The following is a 20,126-nucleotide window of genomic DNA, read 5'->3' as shown; positions in this document are numbered from 1 at the left end:
GAAAAAAGCCTCATTACGAGGCTTTTTTATCTTTACTGTTTAGGCAGCGGTATAAATTGCGATTGAGTATTTTGGTTTTTTCTTTCCCCGACTGTCACCACAAAGTTTTGTTGCTTCCCATCTCGCTCGACCATTACATTAATTTCGCTGTTAGGCGCTTGTAATGCAACATAATTAATCAAATGAGATGCTGAAGTGATTTGTTGGTTATTCACCTGAATAATTTTATCACCAATCTTAATACCTGCTGATGCAGCTGGACCATTTTTCAAGACATCTGCAACCACCACACCAATTTGCTGTTTAGGTGCTAATACGTCTTCTTGTGTAGGCGGTACTAAACTAATACCTAACCATCCACGGACTACACGGCCATCTTTCAAAATCGAGTTTAAAACTTGTTGGCAAACTTTAGCAGGAATTGCAAAACCAATTCCTAAAGAACCACCTGACTGAGAGAAAATAGCAGTATTTACCCCGATTAAATTCCCAGCCACATCAATTAATGCTCCACCAGAGTTACCTGGGTTAATTGCGGCATCTGTTTGAATAAAGTCTTCATAGGTATTAATGCCTAAATCAGAGCGTTCAGTCGCAGAAATAATACCTTGAGTTACCGTTTGACCTACGCCAAATGGGTTACCAATAGCCAAGACCACGTCACCTACTTCATTACCACTGAGTTTAAATGGCAATACAGGTAATTTATCTAAATCGATTTTAATTACGGCTAAATCAGTATCAGGGTCTGTTCCAACAATCGTTGCTTCTGCACGACGGCCGTCATGTAATGCAACTACAATCTGATCAGCTTGAGCAATCACATGATTATTCGTCAAAATATAACCATCAGCTCGTACAATAACCCCAGAGCCTAAGCTATTTTCATTTTGCTGTTGTTGTTCTGGAACCTGATTTCCAAAAAATTCGCGGAAGACCGGATCACTTAATAATGGATGATTTTGTTTAACTTTCTGGGTCGTAAAAATATTAACAACTGCTGGCGCTGCAACTTTTACTGCAGCGCTATAAGATACCACCCCGCCCGCTCGCGAAGTATCAACGAGTGGTTCAACTTTCTCAGCAGGCATTTGCACCCCATCAACTGCAACAGTTGGTTTCGGCTGATGGTATTTTTGCCATGCAATAAAACTGGCAATTACAATAATAAGTAACACCCAAGGTAACCATGTAAAGGTGCGGCGCACGTTCATATCCTCTACGCAAAGAAGTTTTTAATTAAATTAATATATTGAACAAAAAGAGTTTTCAGTTAAGCATTTTAAATTAAATATGTCGATATACATAAAAAAGTCAAAAAAGATTTGTCTAGCTTTAGTTACACAACAAAATATGTTTCTATAGCTTTAGCAATTATTTACTACTCAATTCAGGAAATATCATGGCAAATTTGCATGAAATTATTCAGTGGTGCGACCAAACCTTAAAAGCGGCAGAATTTAAAGATTACGCACCAAATGGCCTGCAAATTGAAGGTTCAACTGAAGTAAAACGTATCGTTTGTGCGGTTACTGCTTCCGAAGATGCGATTGATGCAGCAATTGCTCAAACTGCAGATTTATTACTCGTACATCATGGTTATTTTTGGAAGGGTGAACCGTATCCAATTACTGGAATGCGAGGCAACCGCATTAAAAAACTCATTCAAAATAATATTTCATTAGTCGCTTATCATCTACCTTTAGATGCACACCCAACTTTGGGCAACAATGTAGCGATTGCAGAAAAACTAAACTTGAAGAATTTAGAACCACTCGATTTAACCGAGAAACATCCGATTGGTAATATTGGTTATTTAGAGCAAGCAGTTTCTGTAGATGAGTTTAAAGCACAGCTTCAAAACAGTTTTGATTTTAAAGTGATTCATTTGCCAGCAGAAAAGCAAAGCATTCAAAAAGTAGGCTTCTGTACAGGCGGCGCTCAAGATTTTATTGCTAAAGCTGCTTTGCAAAATTGTGATGCTTATATTTCAGGTGAAGTCAGTGAACGAACTTTTTATGAAGCAAAAGAATTAGGGGTTCACTATTTCGCCTGTGGTCACCATGCTACTGAGCGTTATGGAGTTCAGCGTTTGGCACAAGCGATCTCAAAACAGTTTTCAATTGAAGCTGAATATTTTGAATTGAATAATCCGATTTAATTAAGTCTTTTTTTCAATCTGTGTTATGCGTATTAATTAGATCTTTATTGTGTATAGTTCTTTAAAACGATGCCCTATTGTTACCAGAATCATTTACAATAGAGCCACTTAATTGTATAACCCAGCAAATGCAAGGAATAGGAACATGACAACCATTACTTTACCTGCACTTCCATATGGCTATGATGATTTAGCGCCACATATTAGTAAAGAAACTTTAGAATACCATCACGATAAGCACCACAATACCTATGTTGTTAACTTAAACAACTTAATCAAAGGGACTGACCTTGAAGGTAAAACTTTAGAAGAAATCATTAAAGCGACTGCTGGTGATGCATCTAAAGCTGGTATTTTCAACAATGCTGCTCAAGTTTGGAACCACACTTTCTACTGGAACAGCATGAAGCCAAATGGTGGTGGTAAGCCTACTGGCGCAATCGCTGCTAAAATTGACGAAGCTTTTGGTAGCTACGAAAAGTTTGCAGAAGAATTTACTGCTGCTGCAACAACTCAATTCGGTTCAGGTTGGGCTTGGTTAGTTGCTGATGAAGTAAACGGTAAATTATCTATTACTAAAACTTCTAATGCAGACACTCCACTTGCACATGGCCAAATTGCTGTATTAACAATTGACGTATGGGAACATGCTTACTACATCGATTTCCGTAACTTACGTCCTAAATACATCGCAACTTTCCTAGAAAGCCTTGTGAACTGGGACTATGCAAATGCAAAACTTGCAGGTCAACCAGCTGGTGTAGAGAAATAATTTTATTTCTTTATGAAAAACCACCCTATTTGGGGTGGTTTTTTTATTTTTAATACAGCAAAAGCATATTAATCAAGCAAACGATTCATTTTCTTTAATATTCTTATTGACGCTTTTAGATTTCATCCATAAAATGCGCATCAGATTCTCCAATAGCTCAGTCGGTAGAGCGACGGACTGTTAATCCGCAGGTCCCTGGTTCGAGCCCAGGTTGGAGAGCCATCTACTAATCTCCCATAGCTCAGTCGGTAGAGCGACGGACTGTTAATCCGCAGGTCCCTGGTTCGAGCCCAGGTGGGAGAGCCAAGATTCTAAAAGCCCGCATTTATTGCGGGTTTTTTCTTTTCTAATGATTTAATAATTTTTCATTATTTTGAATAAAATCAATGTTTCGAGTATTTTTAAACCAAACGATTAGATATTCACTCTAATTCTGTTATTAAGGCTTGACCCAGCCCTCTTTCCTGCCTAAAATCCTTTTCCAGATTCTCCCATAGCTCAGTCGGTAGAGCGACGGACTGTTAATCCGCAGGTCCCTGGTTCGAGCCCAGGTGGGAGAGCCAAGATTCTTAAAAACCCACTCATCATGAGTGGGTTTTTATTTGTATGATGCCTTCACATGTTCGAATCGAGTCACTTATTTTTTATTGTTTTAGGTTGCGTAAGCACCTGTATTTTTCTTCTTGTTTGTTTACGCCCTTATTTATTTCCAAAACAAAAATTCTTTGCTCGCCCTGTCATTACAAACTTTGAAACTCAAATGTTTATACGTTTAAAACAAAGTTTTCCAAATTATCATGTGTTAGCACAAGTGGCGTTTAGCGCATTAATTACCAGTAATGACTATAAAATTCGTAGTCAGTTCAATCGTAAAGTTACTGACTTTGTTGTGCTCAACGACAAGATGGAAGTCATGGCCATCATTGAACTAGATGACCCTACCCATCTTGAAAAAGTAGAAGAAGACCGTATTCGTGATCAAATGCTTACTGAAGCAGGCTACCTTGTAAAGCGTTACACAAATATTCCTACTGTACGCCAATTACAAAAGGATATTCATTAACAAGCTATTTCGATTCAGAATTTGCAGCTTCTTTCTCAGCTATTCTTTTTGCCATCTCTAAACGCTGTTGTTCATATTGTTTTTTATTCTTAGCATCGCTTTTTGCAGCCAAGAAAAGTATTCCAATAATTAGAAAAGGAATAAGTAAACCTAATCCCATTAATAACCAAGGAACAGATTTTTTTTCAACAGGTTGCTGGCTCATAAGTTCTTCAAACTCAAATAGTATCAAATCAAACTGTGTAACAATATAACAAAAAAGGCCCTTTTCAGGACCTTTTTAATTTGAAGATTTTAAATACAAAAAATTATTGTGCTATTCCAGTACATTCAACATTCTTACTAGCATCTATTACTGATGGATCAAGCACTATATTTGTTTTAGCTGGCATCTTAGATTGAACAAATTGATAAATTTCAGCATTTCTACATACAATCGCCTGAGTATGGGCAGCTCCAACAACAGGTACAAATGTCACATCAGTTCCCATTTTTTTAAGTCCCTCTTGTAAGGCATTAGTAACAGGATATGGTACAGCCATATCCGCAGTACCTTGAACAATCATGACTGGTGAATTAATTTTTTTGGTAGCAGGTTGATTATCTACCAAGAATTTTTGTACCGTTGGATTCTCCTGGAAATTACCAGCTAGGCCTGGATAATCTAGAACTGTTTTACCAGTATTAGTCGCAAGAAAATCTCGAATATCATCTGCAAATTTATTATGCAAATCAGTTAAACAGACTCCATTTTCACCCGTAGTGCCTTCTGCAAACTCAGCTATACTTTGAGAACGTTGTTGAAAGATTGCACGATAATTAAATTTAGGTTCATAAGCAGTAATACCCACTGTGGTATATGCAGCATATGCAAGTAGCTCGGCATACACTTCCACAGCCGTACCAACAGGTGCGGTACCAGCCTGCTCTTTCTGAAGAATGTCTCTAATTGCTTGCGGAGCAATTTTAGAAATAATATCGCCAAGGCTAGAAGCTGGTGCTGTTGCAACAGCTCCTTTGTAGTTAGTGTCGTTATTAGCAAATTCAGCTGTTCCTAATGAAGCATGGCCTCCTTGAGACTGCCCAATTGACATCCATGAACTATTTAACTGACTACCGTAATGATCTTTAGCAGCTTTAACTGCTGCAATTGCAGATTTAGCCTCACTTCCTAAATTAAGGTATGGATGCATGCCTCTAGTACCTAAACCTTCATAGTCAGGTGCCACAATCACATAACCAGCAGCTAATAAAGTATCCGCTAGAATTTTAAAACGTGGATTAATCGTATTGTTGCTTGGTGCACAACTATCCCCTACACCTACTGTGCCGTGCTCCCATACCACTACGCGATAACCATCTTTTGGTTGAGCAACTTTAGGGAACATTACCAAAGCAGTTGCTTCAGCTGTTTTCCCTTGTACATTCACCATGTTATATGTCATCACTTTTATAGATGAAGCACCACTTAAGGTATCCTTAGAATAGGATTTTTCAGAAACATAAGTTTTATCAGGATTTACACCAATATAGTCATCATCATCGTCATTACACGCTGTAAGAAATAGTGCTGAAGTTGATAATGTTATAGCTAAAGCAATTTTTGACCGTTTCATAGAATATCCTTTTTATGTGTTATTTATTCCGCATATTTTTATGCACAAATATTAAGACATAAAAAAAGTGCTCTGCATAGAACACTTTTCAACCTCACGGTCATTTTTACTATATGAAATTTAAAAATATTCCTAGAAAAATGATTAATCCCACCCAACGATTGTGACGAAATGCCCAAAAACAAACTTGAGGGTTGCGGTCTTTGGTTTTAACTGTTTGATATACAAAATCAAAGGCCACTACAACTAAAGCAATAATTGCCCAGGGGAATAAAATATTTTCTAAATATAGTGCAGTACCAATCAAAACAAGACTAGTTGCTTGTAAAAGAGCAATAATCTGGATGTCATATCGGCCAAAAAGAATAGCTGTAGATTTCACGCCAATCTTTAAATCATATTCACGATCTGTAATTGCATATTGAGTGTCAAAAGCCACTGTCCATGCCAAATTACCAAAATAAATTAGCCAACACGTTATATCTAAAGGCTTACCCATTGCAGTAAATGACATTGGAATCCCCCAAGAAAATGCCATACCTAACACTACTTGCGGTAAATGGGTATAACGTTTCATAAAAGGATATATAAATGCTAACGCCAAGCCCCCTAATGCACAGTAGAACGTCGCGATAGGTAAAAAGAACAGCGTACAAGCACTGGCAAATACTAATGCTAAAAATACATATACCGCTTCTCTTGGACTAATTACCCCTGTTGCCAAAGGGCGCGTTTTTGTACGCTCTACATGTCCATCTACTTTACGATCAGCAAAATCATTAATCGCACAGCCAGCGGCACGCATAAAAATTGTACCGAATACCATCGCCAAAAGAATATGTAGAGGTGGCATTCCCTCTGCTGCAATCCAAAGTGCCCACATGGTTGGCCAAAACACCAGTTCTGTTCCAACAGGCTTATCAAATCGACATAGATAATAATAAGCTTCTAAACGCTGACGCCATGTTGTGCCTGTTGCAGTCGTCATAGTAATTCCTTGTCGTGCTGCTGATTTAAAAAAGCTTCAAAAGCCGGTAAGAATGTTTCTTGGACGATAAATTTACATCCATGCCAAGTATAGCAACTTTGTCGCGTCCAGCCTTCTGGCAAACGAATGACACGACGGTCACAAAGCGGAGTTGTTCTTTGAAATAGAAAAAAGCCAATCGGTTTAGAACCGATGTGCTGAAATATACGCGCTTTTTTTTGTAAACTTTGAATTGGAAAAATACTTTTTGCTTTCACCCACGGCTCTGCTTCACAGCCATATAAGTAGGTTTCCCTTACCCATGAAGTATGAGCATGAGACATGTTCATCCATTGGCTATCTACAAACGTTAAACGCTGAAAGTGTTCTTTAAAGGGCCTCACACTAAACTGGCCGCCACCGAGCTCAGTTAATTGTTGAGTCAGAGAACCAGAAGCATACAACCATGTTTTCAACTCAGGATTTAAAGCCTTTTCCTGTTTAAGTACTGGTTGTCGTTTACGCATAATCTGCTCACATGAAAACTCGCACTTAGTTTACTCCAATTTTTTGATAAAAAACGTAGAGAATTCAATCAACATTCCAGGCAATAAAAAAGCCTGCATATGCAGGCTTTTTTACGAAATACGTATTACAAGCTGTAGTACATATCGAATTCAACTGGATGAGTAGTCGTGTTAAGACGACGTACATCTTCAGTTTTAAGTTCGATGTATGCATCAAGCATTTCTTTAGTGAATACGCCGCCTTTTAACAAGAATTCGTGATCTGCTTGAAGTGCTTCAAGAGCCATATCTAAGCTATGAGCAACTGTTGGGATTTTTGCTTCTTCTTCTGGAGGAAGATCATACAAGTTCTTATCAGCAGCTTCGCCCGGATGGATCTTGTTTTGGATACCGTCGATACCAGCCATTAACAATGCAGCGAAACCTAAGTACGGGTTCATCATTGGGTCTGGGAAACGAGCTTCGATACGCTTACCTTTAGGGCTAGAAACGTATGGAATACGGATAGAAGCAGAACGGTTACGTGCTGAGTAAGCAAGCATGATTGGTGCTTCGAAGTGAGGAACCAAACGCTTGTATGAGTTTGTAGATGGGTTTGTGATTGCATTCAATGCACGAGCGTGCTTGATGATACCACCGATGAAATACAATGCCATTTCTGAAAGGCCTGCATATTCATCACCAGCAAACAAGTTTTTGCCATCTTTAGAGATAGACATGTGAACGTGCATACCAGAACCGTTATCACCTACCATTGGTTTAGGCATAAACGTAGCTGTTTTTGCATATTGATGTGCAACGTTCCAAACAGCATATTTGAACTGTTGAACTTCATCAGCTTTACGTACAAGTGTATTGAAGCTCACACCAATTTCTAACTGGCAAGAAGCAACTTCGTGGTGATGTACTTCTACACGACCTGGACCCATGATGTCTTCGATTTTTGCACACATTTCTGCACGCATATCTTGTGAAGAATCAACTGGAGGAACTGGGAAGTAACCGCCTTTAACACGTGGACGGTGACCAGAGTTACCAGACTCGTAATCTTTACCAGTAGACCAAGCAGCTTCTTCAGCGATTAATGTATGACGAGCGCCAGACATATCGATGTCCCACTTCACTTCGTCAAATACAAAGAATTCTGGTTCTGGACCAAAGAATGCAGTATCACCGATACCTGTAGATTTTAAGTATTCTTCTGCACGGCGAGCAATCGAACGCGGGTCACGCTCATAACCTTGACCAGTTGAAGGTTCAATAACGTCACAAGTCACAACTACAGTTGGTTCAGCAAAGAACGGGTCGATAAAACCAGTTTCCGCATCTGGACGTAAAATCATGTCAGATGCTTCAATGCCTTTCCAACCAGCGATTGAAGAACCATCAAACATTTTACCGTCTTCAAAAGTATCTTCATCAATAGAATCAGCTGGGTAAGTTACGTGCTGCTCTTTACCCTTAGTATCAGTAAAGCGAAAATCGACCCATTTTGCGCCACTTTCTTGTATGAGTTGAAGGACCTTGTTCGCCATGCTCATTTTGCTCCAATGAAATTTTGTTGCACTTGTTAAGTGCGTGTTAGTTGCTGGTATTTATATAGCAATTCTCATACCAACTTTATAAGACTTACCTAAAACATTGAATTGCTTATAACTATCCATGATTTAGGCCCCTTGTCTTGAACCCATTATACTGTTTGCATAGTTAAATGCACCATATTCAGACATTTTCAAATTATGACATACAAGAATAGCTCGCAATCGCCCTAATTTAGTGCAAAATTGTTGCGCTAATATGAATCACCGCATCAATATCTAACAGTAATTTGTGATCATAATACTTTCTTATATAGAAATCTGACTTTCTTACTGTAATCCTTAAAAATAATAATCTATTCCCGATAGAACTATTAATCTCTAAATTAGACGATGTTATCTACAATATGCCCTTGCCAAAAAAGTTTGAACATAAATACGATTTCTAAGTAACTCTACACAATTTTTTTAAATAATATCAATTACCACTCTTCACTGCCCATCCATAGAAAGGTTGAGGTTTTAAAGTGCTAATTTAATTTTTCTCATCGTAGTTTTACGCTAGGGCTAGCCTGATCAGCTTTGGTGCGCCAAGAGGAATCTTTTCGACTGATAATTTCAACTTTCTAATTTTTTACCATTTGTTATATACCTTTTTTATACATGACCAACTTGCTTTTTCATTTTAAAAAATCTAAAAAATAAAACATAACTTTTTTTTATAATTAAACAAACTAAAAGTTTTGTTTTATCTAAACTACAAATATGTTCAAAGGATTTGAAATGAAGCATGAACTCGAACAATATGACAGAGCTTTTTTCGGCCATCCAAAACCATTAAAAACTTTATTTTTTACAGAGCTTTGGGAAAGATTTTCTTATTATGGTATTCGGCCTTTACTCGTTCTTTATATGATTGCAATGGTTAATGACGGTGGTTTAGGCCTTGACCGTCCAACTGCAGCCGCGATTGTTGGGTTATTTGCTGGATCTATGTATTTAATGACCGTTTTTGGTGGCTGGATTGCCGATAACTGGTTAGGTCAGGCACGGTCAGTCTGGTATGGTTCTATTATTATTGCACTAGGTCATTTATCTATTGCCCTCACTACCATTTTTGATCAATTCTTTTTTTATTTCGGTTTAGTCCTTATTGTTATTGGCTCAGGATTATTTAAAACCTGTATTTCCGTAATTGTGGGAACATTATACAAAGCTCAGGATAGTAGGCGCGATGCTGGTTTCTCCATTTTTTATATGGGGATTAATATGGGGTCGTTTATTGCCCCGCTTATTACAGGTATATTGGCTCGCGATCATGGCTGGCATCTAGGTTTTGGGATTGGCGGCCTTGGGATGTTAGTTGCATTACTTATTTTTCGTACATTAGCGATTCCACAGCTACAGTCTTTCAATCAGTTGCGCCAACAAACTGACAACTGCAATAAGCCTGTCGTAGAAAATAAAAATGCGCCTAAAATTGTATTTAGCTTTTTATTCGCAGTTGCAGTCATTATTACGCTTACCTTATTTGGTGTCATTCATATTAATCCGGTCGCGGTAGCAACTTATTTAACAGTTGGGATTGGTATCGGCATTATTGCTTACTTTGCTTATTTATTACTTTTCTTGAATTTAGAGCAACATGACAAATTTAAAATTATTATTTGTTTTGTTTTATTAGCAACATCAGCATTGTTCTGGTCTGCTTTTGAACAGAAACCAACTTCTTTTAATTTATTTGCGCAAGACTATACAGATCGTATGGTTTTCGGATTTGAAATCCCAACTGTATGGTTCCAATCAATCAATGCCCTTTTTATTATTATATTCGCTCCAATTGCAGCATGGCTTTGGGCAAGACTGGGTAAATCAAATAAAGATCCAAGCTATATCAGTAAATTTATCATTGCATTGTTACTTGCAGCTGGCGGCTTTCTCGTTATGTCTTTTGCCAGTCGTTTCGCAATTGCTGGCGGCTTAGTTTCACCATTTTGGTTAGTAGGAACTTTGTTTTTGCTTACCATGGGAGAACTTTGTTTAAGCCCGATTGGGCTATCAACTATGACTAAACTTGCACCTGATGTGATTCGAGGCCAAATTATGGGACTATGGTTTACTGGCTCAGCTTTAGGTAATCTCATCGCTGGTCTCATTGGCGGGCACGTATCGTCAGATGGTATTGATCATTTACCGACTCTCTTTATGCGATGCGTCTTGGCATTAATCGTTGGTGCAATCGTGTTATTTTTATTAAAGAAACCTATCAATAGATTAATGAACAAAAGTACCAGCAAAGTTCAACCTGACTTGGAAACTATATGAGCGTTTTAACTGTTCCAGAAAAACTAGAGAAACTTCGCAAACTCATGCGTACTCAGCAGATTGATGCGTTTGTTGTGATGAGTGCTGATCCCCATATGTCAGAATATTTACCCGACTATTGGAAAGTAAGGCAGTGGTTAAGCGGTTTTAGTGGTTCTGTTGGTACGCTAGTCGTAACTCAAAACTTTGCTGGGCTCTGGGCAGATGGTCGCTATTGGGTACAAGCCGAACAACAACTCGCTGGAACTGGCTTTCAATTACAAAAACTGACCAGTGATGAAACTTCTACACATCTCGCGTGGATTGAGAAAAATCTACCAACTGGTTCAGTCATTTCAGTAAATGGCCAAACATTATCCATTCAACAATTTAAGGCGCTCGAACATACTTCACGACTTAATCACTATAAACTTGAAACCCAGCAAGATTTAGTTGGAGAGATTTGGTTAGACCGTCCAGAACTTCCCTCAGAAAAAATCCATTTGATGCCTGAAGGATTAAATGCCCTCTCTCGTAAAGAAAAAATTCAGGCAATTCGCGAGAACTTAGCTAACAAGAATATTGCGGGTCATTTTATTTCATCTTTAGATGATATTGCTTGGGTTTTAAATGCACGTGGGCAAGATGTAGAATATAACCCTGTTTTTCTTTCTCATTTATATATTAATGCAGAGCAAGCTATTGTTTTTATTGATGCTGAAAAAGTTGATGTAAGCATTCAACAAGCTTTAGCAGCCGATGGTATTGAAATTTGTAACTACGAAGATACCGCTAAGTTTTTATCGAATATCTCTGATACCTCAGTACTTTTAGATCCTGCCAAAGTATCGATTTTTCATGAACAGGCTATCGCAAAAGATATTCAGGTTGTATATGACATCAATCCGAGTACACTTTTTAAATCGCGTAAGCATGAAAGCGAAATTGCTCATATCCGTCACGCAATGGTTAAAGATGGAGTCGCGCTTTGCCACTTTTTCCACTGGTTAGAGAAAGCCCTTCATCATGGTGAAAGCATTTCAGAACTCACTATTGATGAGAAAATTACGGCTTTCCGTGCTCAGCAAAAGGGTTTTATAGGCCCAAGTTTTTCAACGATTGATGGCTTTAATGCGAATGGTGCTTTACCTCACTACCGTGCAACTGAAGAGCACTATTCATTTATTGAAGGCGATGGTCTATTGCTGATTGACTCAGGTGGGCAATATGTAGATGGAACAACGGATATTACTCGTGTTGTTCCTGTAGGCACGCCAACAGGGCAACAAAAACGTGACTATACTCTGGTTTTAAAATGTCATATTGCTTTGGCAAAAACGATTTATCCAGAAGGTTTAGCTGCACCGCTACTCGATTCAATTTGTCGTAATACTTTATGGCAACATGGTTTAGATTATCGACATGGAACAGGCCACGGCGTAGGCTTTGCGCTTAATGTTCATGAAGGGCCGCAAGTTCTTTCTTATTACGCGCCTATACATGCCTATAGTAAGTTGCGTGAAGGAATGATTATTTCTAACGAGCCGGGCTTATACCATGAGGGACAATATGGTATTCGTATTGAAAACCTCGTTGCAAACAAACTTCACTCAGGGTTTGAGAAAACCTACGGTGATTTCTTAGAGTTTGAAACGCTGACCCTTTGCCCGATTCATTTAGATTGTATCGTCGTTGACATGCTAACGAATGAAGAGAAAGACTGGTTAAATGGTTATCATCAAACTGTTCAAGAAAGACTGGCCGAACATTTATCTGGCGATGTTTTAGATTGGCTGATTTATAACACACGTAAGATTTAATCTTCTTGTGTGACCAAGGCAGAATAGTTTTTTATTTCTAAGAAAAGCTTATTCTGCCTTAATTTTAGTTATCTCTCTTTCTAAATTAATAAAGTAAAAGATCCTTATTCATTGATAACTCCACAACTTTAGCCATCAAACAATTTTTATTAGGAATTAGGAAACATAAACGTAACTATAATGAAGTAGTTTTGAAGAGAACTTTGTAAGCAATATGTTATTTTTAAACGTATTCAATATTTCTTTGAATTAAAGGGTTTCTCTATGCAGGTATGCAATTTCGCAGTTACACGTGATGATAATTATACTGTTTCTACAGATCCCTCTAAACTCGACATAGAGGTGATTCATTCTTTTTTATACAATTCAAAATGGGCAAAAGGGATTGATTTAGAAACAATGCAAACCGCTATACAACATAGTTTATGCTTTGGATTATATGATCCGAACAACCAACAAATTGGTCTTGCTCGAATCATTACAGATTATGCAACCTTTGCTTATGTAAAAGATGTTTTTGTGATCGATGAATTTCAAAAAATGGGCTTAGGGCTATGGTTAATGGAATGCTGCTTAGAACACTTGCAAACACTTAAACTTCGCAGAATTATGTTACTTACCAGTACAGCCTCAGGTTTCTATAAACAAATGGGCTTTACTCCACTGAATCAAGAAAATTTTGTGTGGCAACTTTTGCCTGATAACACAGAGGCAGTTTCAAATTAAACTACCAACTTGCACGACTCTTTTTAGTTTAAGAAACACATCGACTTATAATTATTAATATGCTTTTGCCAGTAAAAAAGCATGAAGTTATTACAAGACAAGGAAATTCTGGTACATTAGCCGCTTAGAAAGCGGCTTTTTATTTGATCAAATAAAGGTACTTTTTAAAAAGTGAGTAACATTTTGAGTAAAACTCTAGTCACTTATTAAATATATATTAATTATCATGAGGTTAAGTTCATCATGCTTCTAATGATCGACAATTACGACTCTTTTACCTACAACATCGTCCAATACTTTGGCGAGTTGAATCAGGAAGTAAAAGTAGTTCGCAATGATCAAGTTACATTAGAGGATATTGAACGATGGCAACCAAAATATCTTGTGATTGGACCTGGCCCTTGCTCTCCAAGTGAAGCAGGTATTTCAATTCCTGCAATTAATCACTTTGCCGGAAAAATTCCTTTGCTTGGCGTGTGTTTAGGGCATCAAAGTATTGGGCAAGCTTTTGGCGGAAAAATTGTAAGAGCCAAAACGGTGATGCATGGACGTTTATCTGATATGTACCATAGCAATAAGGGTATTTTCAGTAATCTTCCTAGCCCATTCTCGGCGACTCGTTATCATTCATTAGTCATTGATCAAGAAACACTACCTGACTGTCTTGAAGTAACGTGCTGGACCAATGAAGCAGATGGCTCAATGGAAGAAATCATGGGTGTTAAACATAAGACATTACCTGTTGAAGGTGTGCAGTTCCATCCTGAATCGATCTTGAGTCAACATGGCCATCAAATCTTTAAAAACTTTTTAAATATCTACGCTTAAGTCAACCTCGAATAAGTTATTTTACAAATGACTAGATTTGATAAGTAACCTCAATAAAAAAGCCAACTATGATCAGTTGGCTTTTTTCATGGCTAAATCAATTACAACTTTAACTGTTGCACAATTGATCCATCTTGTTTTGCCACCAAAGATTCGCACAGTTGAATACGCTCCTTGGTTTGTTTCAATCCTCTTTCAACCCCGACCAACTCTTTAGTTCGTGATGCAAAAAAGTTATTTAACTGTGCCGCTTGTTGTTGGGTACATGCTGCCCCACTAAACATTGCAGGGAAACGCCCAGCTGAAGATTTACCTAAACGATCAAACACGGCGTCATGATTTACCTTAAACCAAGACCATAAGCCACCTTGTTCATCTCCATAATTATTGATGGAGTTAACCACGGTACGAACTTCACCTACTTTAACCCGCGGATTTAAAATCAACTGACGTGCTTGTTGGCGTGTTGCTTCTTGATTTGCTGAACCTAGGGCTGTAAGAATCGCAAGACGTTGTGTTGGTTGAGTCACGCGTTGTAACTCTCCAGACAATCGGTCAAAAGCTGGTTGACCTTTTTCTTGTACACGTACAGCCAAAATAGTTGGCAATAATTCAGGTGTTACTTGCGCAAAATTAAGCTGCTTTTGAGCAAAGAGTGTGTCTGACTGTTTTAACAGTTGTGTACGGACTTCTGGAACTTGAATATCTAAAGCAAGAAATCTAACCAACTCACTACGCCATAAACTGTCTTCAGCTGATTCACCTGTTTTGCTGACATAACCCAACTGATTTAATTTTGGTAAATATAAATTAGCTAAGACTTTTCTAAAATGTTCACGTTCAGCTTCTGTTTTCAATACATGACGATGAATGGTACTTAACTGGGAAAACAGCGCTGTACTAATTTGTCGACTATTTGAATTGGCAAATTTCTTCGCGGCATCTACGACAGCCAACAAATTAATATCACCGTGGTTAAATGCAGCTGAAATCGCGTAGGCGTAGGCCAGCTGTTCAATGTTAGAAAGCTTTTCTGTAGCGGCAGTCAGACGAGTAAATTCTTTTTGTGGCAGACTAAATTGGTAGTATCCCGCCGCATTTGCATTTGGAATATACCAACTGCCAAGGCTGGCGCCTTTGAGTTCAATCTTGGCTTCTGCTTGATCTACCAGTTCACAGTGAACTTTACTGCCTGCATTTGGAACTTCATAACGGACACATAATGGTACCCCCCACAGGCTTCTTGCATCACCTTTTGAGCCCACAGGTAAATAACGGCTTTGCTTCACATTTAAAAAGACTTTATTGCCTTCTTGCTGTAGTGAAGTATTGATTAAAGGCACACCTGATTGATCAAGAAAACTTTTCATCGCTCTAGTAAAGCGCTCACCTTGCCCAGACTGCTCTGCTAAAGCGCTAATTAAATCATTGGCTGTCGCATTACCATATTGGTGTTTATTAATATAATTGCGCACTCCTTGTTTGAATTTTTCTTCACCTAAGTAGCTTTCAAACATATTTAAAACAGCCGCACCTTTTTGATAAGTAATGCCATCAAAAGCGGTTTGAATATCAGCATTGCTTAAAATAGGCTGACGTATACGACGTACACTCACCAAACTATCACTTTTCATCGCATCGGCAGTATCCGCAATACGTTCTAGGTCAGCATTAAATTCGGGATGTAATTTTTGAGTGATTTTGCTTTGCATCCATGTCGCAAAAGATTCATTAAGCCACAAATCATCCCACCACGGCATCGTGACGACATCGCCAAACCATTGATGCGCCAGCTCATGTGCATTGACATTAAATGAGTTCTGTACAAAAGAGACCGGCGAGTCCTTATCTAGCAACATTAGATAGTCTCTAAAAGTAATTAGCCCTGGGTTTTCCATTGCACCAGCGGCAAAGTCTGGTGCTGCCAGTAAATCTAGCTTGTCAAATGGATAACCAAAGGCAAAATAATCTTCTAAAGTTTTTAAAATGGCTGGCGTTTCAGATAAAGCATGCTGCATTTTTTCAGCTTTTGCATCGGGTGCAATACCACGTAACTGGATCGGCTGCTTACGCCATGAAGTTGCACCAATATCAGGCCCTTTTTGTAATTGCCAAGGTCCGACAGCCAACGCAAGTAAATAAGTGGGTAGTGGTTTAGTTTGTGCAAAACTGAGTGTTTTCCAACCTGACTTATCTGCTTGCTCAGATGTTTGTTGGGTATTGGCAAAACCTGAATATTTGCTTGGAATCGTCAAACGAATATTAAACGGCGTTTTAAAACGTGGCTCATCAAATGACGGAAATGACTGGCGTGCACTAATTGCTTCCATTTGAGTCATCACATAAGGTTTACCTTCAAACTCAATTTTATAAATACCGTCAAGTTGCTGGTCATACGCTGCATTAAAATCTAGAACGAGTTGATACTGTCCTGCGGGCAAGGTTTTGGCAAATTTAATTTTACTTACCCCATCAACCTCGGAGGCTTGCTCATATTTTGCTTTGGTTTTGACGCCCTCTGCCGATGTGATATTCACATCTTTCACCGTCAAAGATTTACCATGAATCCAGATGTGATCTGTGGCTTGAGCCAGTTTTAGATGAATCGTAGTTTTACCGGTATAGCCTTTTTGTGCGGGATCAATCTTGAAATCTAAATCATAAGATTCAGGTATAACCCACTCGGGTAATTTACCAATCGGGATTTGTTCACTGTTATTGGATGCAAAAATTTGAGTTGCCGATAAAGATAATAATGTTGTAAGTAGTAATCTTTTTTTAAATGAAGGCTTGACCAACATAAGGGGTTTTATCCTCTGTAGTTTTAAATAAAAAGATGCAGCAATTGCTGTACCACTTCGCTGCATCCATACATCATTCTTAGAATTTATAGTTAAACTCCAACCAACCTTGACGGCCGAATGGTGAATATGATCCTACCGGATAATACGGCCAACCGCCTGTGTCATCTCGTTTCACTTTGTCAAACAAGTTATTAATAATGATTGAAGCAGAAGCTTTTGGAGAGATTTGATAAGTACCACTCCAGTTCACCAAATACGTTGGGCTTAAATAGGCAGTCTGGTCGCCGTTTGGAATTTTGCCATAACGATTAACTAATATTGTTGATGCCCAATCACCAAAGCTCCAGCTGAGACTGGTATTAAAACGGTCACGCCAATCCGGAATAGTTAAATCTTTTAGGTAGTCATCTTTCTCGCCATCTTTTGATTGTTGATATTCATGTTCTAGTACACGGCTATAATTTACCGTCCAGAGAAAGTTACCAAAGCTGTCTGTTTTCCAGCGCCATCTGCTAGTGAAATCAATCCCGCGGGTATGGTCTGATGCAGCATTAATCGGAACAATATTAATATTCTTAATCACATTTGGATCGACAACTGCATTTGCAGGGTTACGCTCTACACGTGCCAATGCATCAATACAAGCCGCAGAGTTAATATCTTGGTTGCCTAAACGACAATCTGCTTCTAAACGTAGAATTTTGTCCTCACTTAAGTTGGTCACAAGATTATCAATTTTGATATCCCAGTAATCGACGCTGATATCAAACTTATTGGTTGGCGACCAAACAAAACCTGCACCATAAGATTTACCCTCTTCAGGTTTCAATTCTTTGTTTCCGGTTAAAGTGTAGTTTGCCCCAGGCGAGTAATCTTTAAAGCTACATTTATCTAAAGGTTGTCCCGTTTGGCTACAACGTAAATAATCGGTCGTGCTTGCGAAATAACCTTTTTGCTTATTTAAGAACAGATAGTTCATATCTGGTGCACGGAAGCTGGTCGCGTAATTACCACGCACTAATAAAGTCGGATGTGGTCTAAACTCGAGACCCGAACCGAAAGTTAACTTATCAATACTGTTATCTGACAAAGCATAACGGTCATAACGTCCAGACAGCGTTAAATTTAATGGTTTTGCTAAAGGCAAGAATAATTCTGCACCAAGTGCTTGGCGTGTACGTGTGCCGCTATATTCGCCACTAGAACTCGCATTATAAAACTCACCATTTTCAAGTGCCTGATCCGGCTTAATCGAAAAACCTTGACGTCCAATTTCAGCCACAGCCGCAAGTTTGGCAGTTCCTGCAGGTAACTTAAATACGTCACCATTCGCGCTTAAGGTCAAACTTTGTGCCCATGACTTATCTTTTTCTTTTGTTGTGCCCGAAATACTCTCAAATTCGTTTGCTGTCAGTGGTCGACTTAAACGATCTAAACGAGGTGAATAAATAGGAATACCATCTGCATCTGTGCCAAGTTGCTGACCTAAGAAATATTCATCAACACTCGAACGTAATAAGCCTTGGCGGCGTAGCTGACTGGTATAAATGGAACCATTATAGGCTGCTTCATAACTCCAGCTCGTCTCTCCAATATCGCCTCGAATTCCGAAGTTTAAGTTCGAAGAAAGTTCTTTCCACTTTTTATTTACGCGCTCTACCCCACCTAATTCTTCAGGTGCAAAACGACGATTCCAAATTTCATAATTTCCCGAATCTTGATTGAGGAAATAACCACTTGATCCACCTAAAGATGTCCATGTGGGACCACGCGTATTGTTTTCAATTTGATTGGCGCCAATTAAAAAATCGGCAAACAATTGAGTTTTATCATTTAACTCATAGTCTAAACCGAGATAACCATTTTGACTGCGGTTTTGGGTTTGGACCGTCCAATAGGTTGGTCGTGCCAAACCACTAGCACAATTGTCTGCACCAGCTTGTCCTATATTACTGACTGAACCCTTAAATAAACCATCAAAGGCCTGACACCCTCCAATTGAAAGGTATTTACCAGTATCGGCATTTTTCCGGCCGACGACAGTATCGGGTTTCTCCCCCAAACGAGTTCGACTCGACATAAAATCTCGATCGGCTGCCCATATCGGTTCACGGCCACTGAGTTCAACCCCATAAACAAGGCTGAGCTTGTCTAAAGTTTTACTACCACTCAGTTGTAAACGTAAGTTTTCACCACCTTCTTTTGTTCCGCCTGCCTTAATATTAAATTGAGTACCGTCTGTTTTCTTTTTCAGAATAATATTCACCACACCTGCAATTGCATCTGAACCATAAATTGCAGAAGCGCCACCGTTTAATATTTCAATACGGTCAATAATAGCAGTTGGAATATTGGCTAAATTTACGAAATTGACAGAACCGTCGTACGGTACAGGATAGTCTGCAACCCGATGCCCATTAATCAAAGTCAAAGTATGATTCGGTCCTAAGCCCCGTAAACTAATAGCATTAGCCGCAGGCGTAAAAGTATTTCCATAATCGGCGCCTTGTACAAAACCCGTGTTCTGCGTCAGGTTATTAAGCGCATCAAATGCATTACTAAACCCTTGTTTTTCAATATCGGCTGCGGTAATGACGGTCACACTCGTCGGGCCATCTTTTTGTGCTTTTGAAATCCGAGACCCTGTCACAGCAACACGGACTACTTTATCTGTTTTAGCTTGCTTTTGTGGTTGCTCTATAGCTTCTTGCGCATAGCTTTCCAGTGGATGAAACAGTGCAACAAATACAAAAATAAATGAGCGCTTATTTTTTAAAGCTCCTACATATTTCAAGTTATTTAAATACATATTTATTAATAGACAAAATAAAGATCGCCCTACTATATCTACTTTTATTTGACTGATTTATACGCATTTTTCCTAGATATATTTATGTTTAAGATATACCAAATGGTTAATTATTTATCATAAAAACTCACAACAAACTAAAACCTTTTTCAATGAATAAATTCTGTTTATTAATCAAACTAAAGTAATAA

15 protein-coding genes and 3 tRNA genes are annotated in these 20,126 nt (G+C 38.5%); 10 read left to right on the top strand and 8 right to left on the bottom strand.

Annotated features, from left to right (window positions below; all coding sequences use genetic code 11):
* Positions 1-32 precede the first annotated feature (32 nt).
* Positions 33-1,208, bottom strand: a complete 1,176-nt coding sequence (locus AAC388_RS05500) for a trypsin-like peptidase domain-containing protein (RefSeq protein WP_005068179.1) — start codon at positions 1,206-1,208, stop codon at positions 33-35.
* A 194-nt stretch (positions 1,209-1,402) separates the two neighbouring features.
* Between AAC388_RS05500 and AAC388_RS05495 the strand changes: the two genes are divergently transcribed.
* The 6 genes from AAC388_RS05495 to AAC388_RS05470 all read left to right on the top strand — a co-directional run bounded on the left by AAC388_RS05495 (position 1,403) and on the right by AAC388_RS05470 (position 3,996).
* Positions 1,403-2,161 (top strand): Nif3-like dinuclear metal center hexameric protein, encoded by a 759-nt coding sequence (locus tag AAC388_RS05495; protein WP_342371298.1) that lies wholly within the window; start codon positions 1,403-1,405, stop codon positions 2,159-2,161.
* A gap of 145 nt (positions 2,162-2,306) precedes the next feature.
* The gene (locus AAC388_RS05490) at positions 2,307-2,933 is read left to right on the top strand and encodes a superoxide dismutase (protein ID WP_000208083.1); all 627 of its coding nucleotides are present in this window, start codon (positions 2,307-2,309) and stop codon (positions 2,931-2,933) included.
* 146 nt (positions 2,934-3,079) lie between these two features.
* Positions 3,080-3,155 (top strand) — tRNA-Asn (locus AAC388_RS05485).
* 8 nt (positions 3,156-3,163) lie between these two features.
* Positions 3,164-3,239: transfer RNA gene (locus AAC388_RS05480), tRNA-Asn, on the top strand.
* Positions 3,240-3,420: 181 nt separating this feature from the next.
* Positions 3,421-3,496, top strand: a tRNA-Asn gene (locus tag AAC388_RS05475).
* Positions 3,497-3,552: 56 nt separating this feature from the next.
* Complete coding sequence (locus AAC388_RS05470; protein WP_005068176.1) at positions 3,553-3,996, top strand: DUF2726 domain-containing protein; 444 nt, start codon at positions 3,553-3,555, stop codon at positions 3,994-3,996.
* 4 nt (positions 3,997-4,000) lie between these two features.
* On the opposite strand, the gene AAC388_RS05465 is transcribed toward AAC388_RS05470, so the two are convergent.
* From AAC388_RS05465 to glnA, 5 genes are all read right to left on the bottom strand, one after another.
* Complete coding sequence (locus AAC388_RS05465; RefSeq protein ID WP_000082753.1) at positions 4,001-4,201, bottom strand: hypothetical protein; 201 nt, start codon at positions 4,199-4,201, stop codon at positions 4,001-4,003.
* A gap of 103 nt (positions 4,202-4,304) precedes the next feature.
* The gene (locus tag AAC388_RS05460; protein ID WP_002119060.1) at positions 4,305-5,612 is read right to left on the bottom strand and encodes a lipase family protein; all 1,308 of its coding nucleotides are present in this window, start codon (positions 5,610-5,612) and stop codon (positions 4,305-4,307) included.
* A gap of 109 nt (positions 5,613-5,721) precedes the next feature.
* On the bottom strand, positions 5,722-6,600 hold the full coding sequence (ubiA, locus tag AAC388_RS05455) for a 4-hydroxybenzoate octaprenyltransferase (RefSeq protein WP_002119072.1): 879 nt from the start codon (positions 6,598-6,600) through the stop codon (positions 5,722-5,724).
* The gene (locus AAC388_RS05450) at positions 6,597-7,106 is read right to left on the bottom strand and encodes a chorismate lyase (protein WP_001231788.1); all 510 of its coding nucleotides are present in this window, start codon (positions 7,104-7,106) and stop codon (positions 6,597-6,599) included. The genes ubiA and AAC388_RS05450 overlap by 4 nt, the downstream gene beginning before the upstream one ends.
* Positions 7,107-7,231: 125 nt before the next feature.
* The gene (glnA, locus tag AAC388_RS05445; RefSeq protein WP_002052696.1) at positions 7,232-8,647 is read right to left on the bottom strand and encodes a type I glutamate--ammonia ligase; all 1,416 of its coding nucleotides are present in this window, start codon (positions 8,645-8,647) and stop codon (positions 7,232-7,234) included.
* 762 nt (positions 8,648-9,409) lie between these two features.
* Here glnA and AAC388_RS05440 point away from each other — a divergent pair.
* The 4 genes from AAC388_RS05440 to AAC388_RS05425 all read left to right on the top strand — a co-directional run bounded on the left by AAC388_RS05440 (position 9,410) and on the right by AAC388_RS05425 (position 14,322).
* Positions 9,410-10,969 (top strand): peptide MFS transporter, encoded by a 1,560-nt coding sequence (locus AAC388_RS05440; RefSeq protein WP_262448019.1) that lies wholly within the window; start codon positions 9,410-9,412, stop codon positions 10,967-10,969.
* Positions 10,966-12,768, top strand: a complete 1,803-nt coding sequence (locus AAC388_RS05435; protein WP_342371297.1) for an aminopeptidase P family protein — start codon at positions 10,966-10,968, stop codon at positions 12,766-12,768. The genes AAC388_RS05440 and AAC388_RS05435 overlap by 4 nt, the downstream gene beginning before the upstream one ends.
* A gap of 264 nt (positions 12,769-13,032) precedes the next feature.
* The gene (locus AAC388_RS05430; RefSeq protein ID WP_342371296.1) at positions 13,033-13,494 is read left to right on the top strand and encodes a GNAT family N-acetyltransferase; all 462 of its coding nucleotides are present in this window, start codon (positions 13,033-13,035) and stop codon (positions 13,492-13,494) included.
* 243 nt (positions 13,495-13,737) lie between these two features.
* Entirely contained in the window at positions 13,738-14,322 is a 585-nt protein-coding gene (locus AAC388_RS05425) for an aminodeoxychorismate/anthranilate synthase component II (RefSeq protein ID WP_029424530.1), read from the top strand.
* Between the two features lie 101 nt (positions 14,323-14,423).
* On the opposite strand, the gene AAC388_RS05420 is transcribed toward AAC388_RS05425, so the two are convergent.
* Complete coding sequence (locus AAC388_RS05420) at positions 14,424-17,189, bottom strand: M1 family metallopeptidase (RefSeq protein WP_342371295.1); 2,766 nt, start codon at positions 17,187-17,189, stop codon at positions 14,424-14,426.
* A 13-nt stretch (positions 17,190-17,202) separates the two neighbouring features.
* Positions 17,203-19,935 (bottom strand): TonB-dependent receptor, encoded by a 2,733-nt coding sequence (locus AAC388_RS05415; RefSeq protein WP_342371294.1) that lies wholly within the window; start codon positions 19,933-19,935, stop codon positions 17,203-17,205.
* Positions 19,936-20,126 lie beyond the last annotated feature (191 nt).

The sequence above is a fragment of the Acinetobacter sp. D009 genome, from assembly GCF_038562025.1.
Classification (GTDB): Bacteria; Pseudomonadota; Gammaproteobacteria; order Pseudomonadales; family Moraxellaceae; genus Acinetobacter; species Acinetobacter pittii.
This window is presented reverse-complemented; position numbering and strand designations above follow the sequence as displayed.